Source organism: Methylobacterium sp. B1, assembly GCF_000333255.1.
GTDB lineage: Bacteria > Pseudomonadota > Alphaproteobacteria > Rhizobiales > Beijerinckiaceae > Methylobacterium > Methylobacterium fujisawaense.
The window spans coordinates 1-4,032 of the sequence record NZ_BACT01000382.1 but is presented as its reverse complement, the minus strand read 5'-3'; the positions used below and the strand labels follow the sequence as shown (position 1 = coordinate 4,032).

Here is a 4,032-nt window from a genome sequence, read left to right as displayed (position 1 = left end):
GACGCCCTTGGCAAAGGGCTCGGCGCCGACCGCGGTGGCCCGCGGGCTGGTCGATGAGTGGCCCGCCGGGATCCTTTACGTTGCCGACCTCGACGCGATCATGGATCGCGCCGCGCCCGACCTCCGCGCCTTGGAGGCGATTGCCCGTGCCTGCCCGGGAATCGCCCTGTGGGTCGATGCCGGCTTCGCCGAGCCTGCGGGCGTCGCGGCGTTCCTGGTCGCCGGCCTCGGGCGTCCGGTGATCGGCAGCGAGAGCCAGGCGGATGCCGGCCTCGTGACGCGGCTCGGCGACCGGGCGGTGTTCTCCCTCGACACCCGCGGGGCGGAGCGGCTCGGCCCGGCGGCGCTCCACGACGATCCGTCGCTCTGGCCGCCGGAGGTGATCGCCATGACGCTGGCGCAGGTCGGGGCCGGGGCCGGCCCGGACCTCGCGGCCCTGGGGGCCCTGCGGGTGCGGGCGCCGGATCGCCGCCTCTACGCGGCGGGCGGCGTGCGCGGCCCGGACGACCTGCGGGCGTTGCGGGCGGCCGGGATCGCCGGGGCTTTGGTCGCCTCCGCCCTCCACGACGGCACCCTGTCCCGGGCGACGGCACCCGACCTCGCGTGATGCTTCCGGCCCGGGCCTGCGGCTGCTAAACCGCGCGACAGAGAGACCACCGACACGAGCCGTCAGACGATGGAAAAGTTCACGACCCTGGAGGGCGTCGCGGCGCCCCTGCGGACGATCAACGTCGATACCGACCGGATCATCCCGGCCAAGTACCTGAAGACGATCCGGCGGACCGGGCTCGGCAAGAGCCTGTTCGCCGAGATGCGCTACCGCGAGGACGGCTCCGAGAACCCGGACTTCATCCTCAACCAGCCCGCCTACCGGAACAGCAAGATCCTGGTGTGCGGGGACAATTTCGGCTGCGGCTCGTCCCGCGAGCACGCGCCCTGGGCGCTGGCCGATTTCGGCATCCGCTGCGTGATCTCCACGAGCTTCGCGGACATCTTCTTCAACAACTGCGCCAAGAACGGCATCCTGGCGATCGTCGTGTCCCCCGAGGACCTGGAGAAGCTGTTCGAGGATGCCGAGCGCGGCGCGAACGCCACCCTGTCGATCGATCTGGCGGCGCAGACCATCCGGGGGCCGGACGGCGGCACCCTGCATTTCGACATCGACGAGGGCCGCAAGCACAACCTGCTGAACGGCCTCGACGAGATCGGCCTGACGCTGGCGCGCGCCGCGTCGATCGATGCCTACGAGCAGAAGCTGGCCCAGCGCGAATGGGCCTGAGCGGCCCGCTGAGTGTCCCGACGGCGGTCGCGCTGAGGCGGCCGCCGGTCCGGCCCGGATACCGGGCCCTGCCTCACCCGAGCCGCATCGACAGCTCGACGTCCTCGGCGAACGGCACCGACAGGTAGCCGCGGCTCGGCGCGCGCACGCGCGCCAGGTAGTCCGGACTGTGGTCCGCGTTGTCGGCGACCACCAGGGCGCCCGGTCCGAGGCGGCTCTCCACGAGGCTGAGAACCTCCGGATAGAGCCCCTTCGCCCCGTCGAGGAGCAGCAGGTCGACCGAGTCGGGCAGGTCGAGGCCGAGGGTCTGCAGGGCATCGCCCTCGCGGAACTCCACGAGATCCGCCAGCCCGGCCTCCATCAGGTTCGCCCGCGCCCGCACCACCTTGGACGGCTCGAACTCGCAGGTGATCAGCCGGCCGCCGCCATTGTCGCGCAGGGCCGCGGCGAGGTGCAGGGTCGAGAGGCCGAAGGAGGTGCCGAACTCGACGATCGTCCGCGCACGGCGGGTCCGGGCGAGCATGTAGAGCAGCCGGCCGGTCTCCCGTGAGACCGCGAGGGGCATGTCCTTGAGCCGGCTGTAGAAGTCTCGGTAGCCGGTTCGGCTGCCCATGAGGCGCGTCCGCTCGTCCGCCGAGAGATCGCCGATGGCGCTCACGGGTGAGGAGGCCTCTGATTGCGTGAAGAGACTGTCCAACAAGGACGCGATACGCGGCTCGGCGAGAGTAGAAGCTGAGCGTGACATGGCGATTTGCTTTCCGTCTTGCGTGCTCGACTGAACACGACGCAGAATACCGGCGCCCCCTGCCCGCGCCTATTCGCGTTCCGAGCCACACGTCATGCCCGATCGGCCAAGCCTCGGAATTTCCAAGCGAAAGCAGCCCCGGCAGGCGCGCTCCAGCGACCTCGTCGCGGCCATCCTTGAGGCGGCCACTCAGGTTCTGGCGGAGGTCGGGGCGGAGCGGTTCACGACGGCGCGGGTCGCCGAGCGCGCCGGCGTCAGCATCGGCTCGCTCTACCAGTACTTCCCCAACAAGGCGGCGATCCTGTTCCAGCTGCAGAGCGACGAATGGCGGGACACGACGGCCCTCCTCGCCGGCATCCTGCAGGATCGCACGATGATGCCGGGCGATCGGCTGCGCGTCGCGGTCCACGCTTTCGTGCGCTCGGAATGCGCGGAGGCGGCGATGCGACGGGCCCTCGACGCAGCCGCCCCGGCCTATCGCGATGCGCCCGAGGCCGCGGAGCCGCAGCTGGCCGGCACGCAGGCGTTTCGCGACTTCCTGCGCGAGGCGCTTCCGGCGGTTCCCGAGGCGGATCTGCAGGTCGCGGGCGCGATCATCGCGATGACCCTCGGCGAGGTCGGCGAGCGCATCTCGGAGGCGGCGCGGACGCAGGCCGCCGTGGAAGCCTCCGCCGGCGCGCTGGCCGACATGCTGTGCGCCTACCTGGACCGCCTGCGGAGCCTGGGCCGGGCGGGCGCCTCGTCTTGAAGCCGGCACCGGGCCCGCGCGAGGGCCCGGGATCGACGCGGTTCGCCGCCTCAGCCGTTCTCGCCGGTGAAGGCCTCGAAGGCCCGGGCGGTGTAGACCAGGGCGGCACCGGAATTCAGCGCCACCGCGACGCCCAGCGCCTCCACGACCTCCTCCTTGCTCGCCCCGGCCTTGCGGGCGGCCTCGGAATGGACGGCGATACAGCCGTCGCACCGGGTCGTCACCGCCACCGCGAGGGCGATCAGCTCGCGGGTCTTCGCGTCGAGCTTGCGCTCGGTCGGCGCCGCCGCGGCGAGCTGGTCATGAGCCTTGAGCAGGTCCGGGCTCACCGTGCCGATGCGCCCGAACGTGCTCACCAGCTCGGCGCCGTACTGATTCCAATCCTTCATCATGCGTTTCGTCTCCCGCCTCGGAGGGCCCGCCGCTCGCTGGCGGGCTCCGAGCCAACCTATCGATTGGTAGGCGCGGTGGTCAAGACGACGCGGATTTCCTCACCCTTCGTTAACCCACATGTCGCCTGAATCCGCGCCCAGACTCCGCCCCGCATCGTGAGGATCGCCAGCATGCCGAAGCACCCGACGGGACCGAGGAAAGCGCGCGCGCTCGGGCTGCTCGCTGGGATCGCGGTCGTGCCGCTGGCAGTCCTGCCCGCACGGGCCGATTTCGACAGCTGCCTCGCCGGCATCCAAGGGCAGGCCGCCGCGGCGGGCGTCTCGGCGCAGACCTTCCGGTCCGCCACGAGCGGCATCAGTTACGACGACAAGGTGATCGAGCTGTCTCAGGCGCAGCCCGAGTTCAAGACGCCGATCTGGGACTACATGGCGGCGCTGGTCGACGACGAGCGGGTCGAGGACGGGCGGGCCGCCATGCGCCAGCACGCGGCGGCCCTGGCCCAGGCCGAGGCGCGCTACGGGGTCGACCGCTACACGATCGCGGCGGTCTGGGGCGTCGAGTCGAATTTCGGCAAGAACCTCGGCAAGATGCCGCTGGTCCAGTCGCTGGCGACGCTGGCCTGCTCGAACAACCGCCGCCGGGACTTCTTCCGCGGCGAGCTGATCGCCACGCTCCGCATCATCGAGCGCGGCGACATCGCGCCGGAGCGGCTCACCGGCTCCTGGGCGGGCGCCTTCGGCCAGACCCAGTTCATGCCCACCACCTATCACCGCCTCGCCGTGGACGGCGATGGCGACGGACGGCGCGACGTGGTCGATTCGGTCGCCGACGCCGTCGGGTCCACCGCCAACTTCCTGCAGTCGCGAA

At 71.3% G+C, this 4,032-nt stretch carries 6 protein-coding genes; 4 read left to right on the top strand and 2 right to left on the bottom strand.

Features of this window, described 5'->3' with window-relative positions; all coding sequences use genetic code 11:
• The coding region (locus tag I53_RS11235; RefSeq protein WP_043350551.1) for a HisA/HisF-related TIM barrel protein at positions 1–607 on the top strand (607 nt) is incomplete at its 5' end.
• A gap of 69 nt (positions 608–676) precedes the next feature.
• Positions 677–1,279, top strand: coding sequence for a 3-isopropylmalate dehydratase small subunit (gene leuD, locus I53_RS11230; protein WP_043350546.1), 603 nt, complete (start codon positions 677–679; stop codon positions 1,277–1,279).
• A 73-nt stretch (positions 1,280–1,352) separates the two neighbouring features.
• On the opposite strand, the gene I53_RS11225 is transcribed toward leuD, so the two are convergent.
• Positions 1,353–2,024, bottom strand: a complete 672-nt coding sequence (locus I53_RS11225) for an O-methyltransferase (protein WP_043350544.1) — start codon at positions 2,022–2,024, stop codon at positions 1,353–1,355.
• A 94-nt stretch (positions 2,025–2,118) separates the two neighbouring features.
• Between I53_RS11225 and I53_RS11220 the strand changes: the two genes are divergently transcribed.
• Positions 2,119–2,772: a TetR family transcriptional regulator gene (locus I53_RS11220; protein ID WP_043350541.1), complete on the top strand. Its 654-nt coding sequence runs from the start codon at positions 2,119–2,121 to the stop codon at positions 2,770–2,772.
• A 50-nt stretch (positions 2,773–2,822) separates the two neighbouring features.
• Here the strand turns inward: I53_RS11220 and I53_RS11215 are convergent, their stop codons facing one another.
• Positions 2,823–3,164, bottom strand: a complete 342-nt coding sequence (locus tag I53_RS11215; RefSeq protein ID WP_083936036.1) for a carboxymuconolactone decarboxylase family protein — start codon at positions 3,162–3,164, stop codon at positions 2,823–2,825.
• Positions 3,165–3,335: 171 nt separating this feature from the next.
• Between I53_RS11215 and I53_RS11210 the strand changes: the two genes are divergently transcribed.
• On the top strand, positions 3,336–4,032 hold a 697-nt coding region (locus tag I53_RS11210), incomplete at its 3' end, for a lytic murein transglycosylase (protein WP_043350538.1).

What these genes read in the sequence shown, in the direction of transcription:
- I53_RS11220 (WP_043350541.1), top strand. Translation starts at nt 2,119, where the DNA reads ATGCCCGATCGGCCAAGCCTCGGAATTTCCAAGCGAAAGCAGCCCCGG.
- leuD (WP_043350546.1), top strand. Translation starts at nt 677, where the DNA reads ATGGAAAAGTTCACGACCCTGGAGGGCGTCGCGGCGCCCCTGCGGACG.
- I53_RS11215 (WP_083936036.1), bottom strand. Translation starts at nt 3,164, where the DNA reads ATGATGAAGGATTGGAATCAGTACGGCGCCGAGCTGGTGAGCACGTTC.
- I53_RS11225 (WP_043350544.1), bottom strand. Translation starts at nt 2,024, where the DNA reads ATGTCACGCTCAGCTTCTACTCTCGCCGAGCCGCGTATCGCGTCCTTG.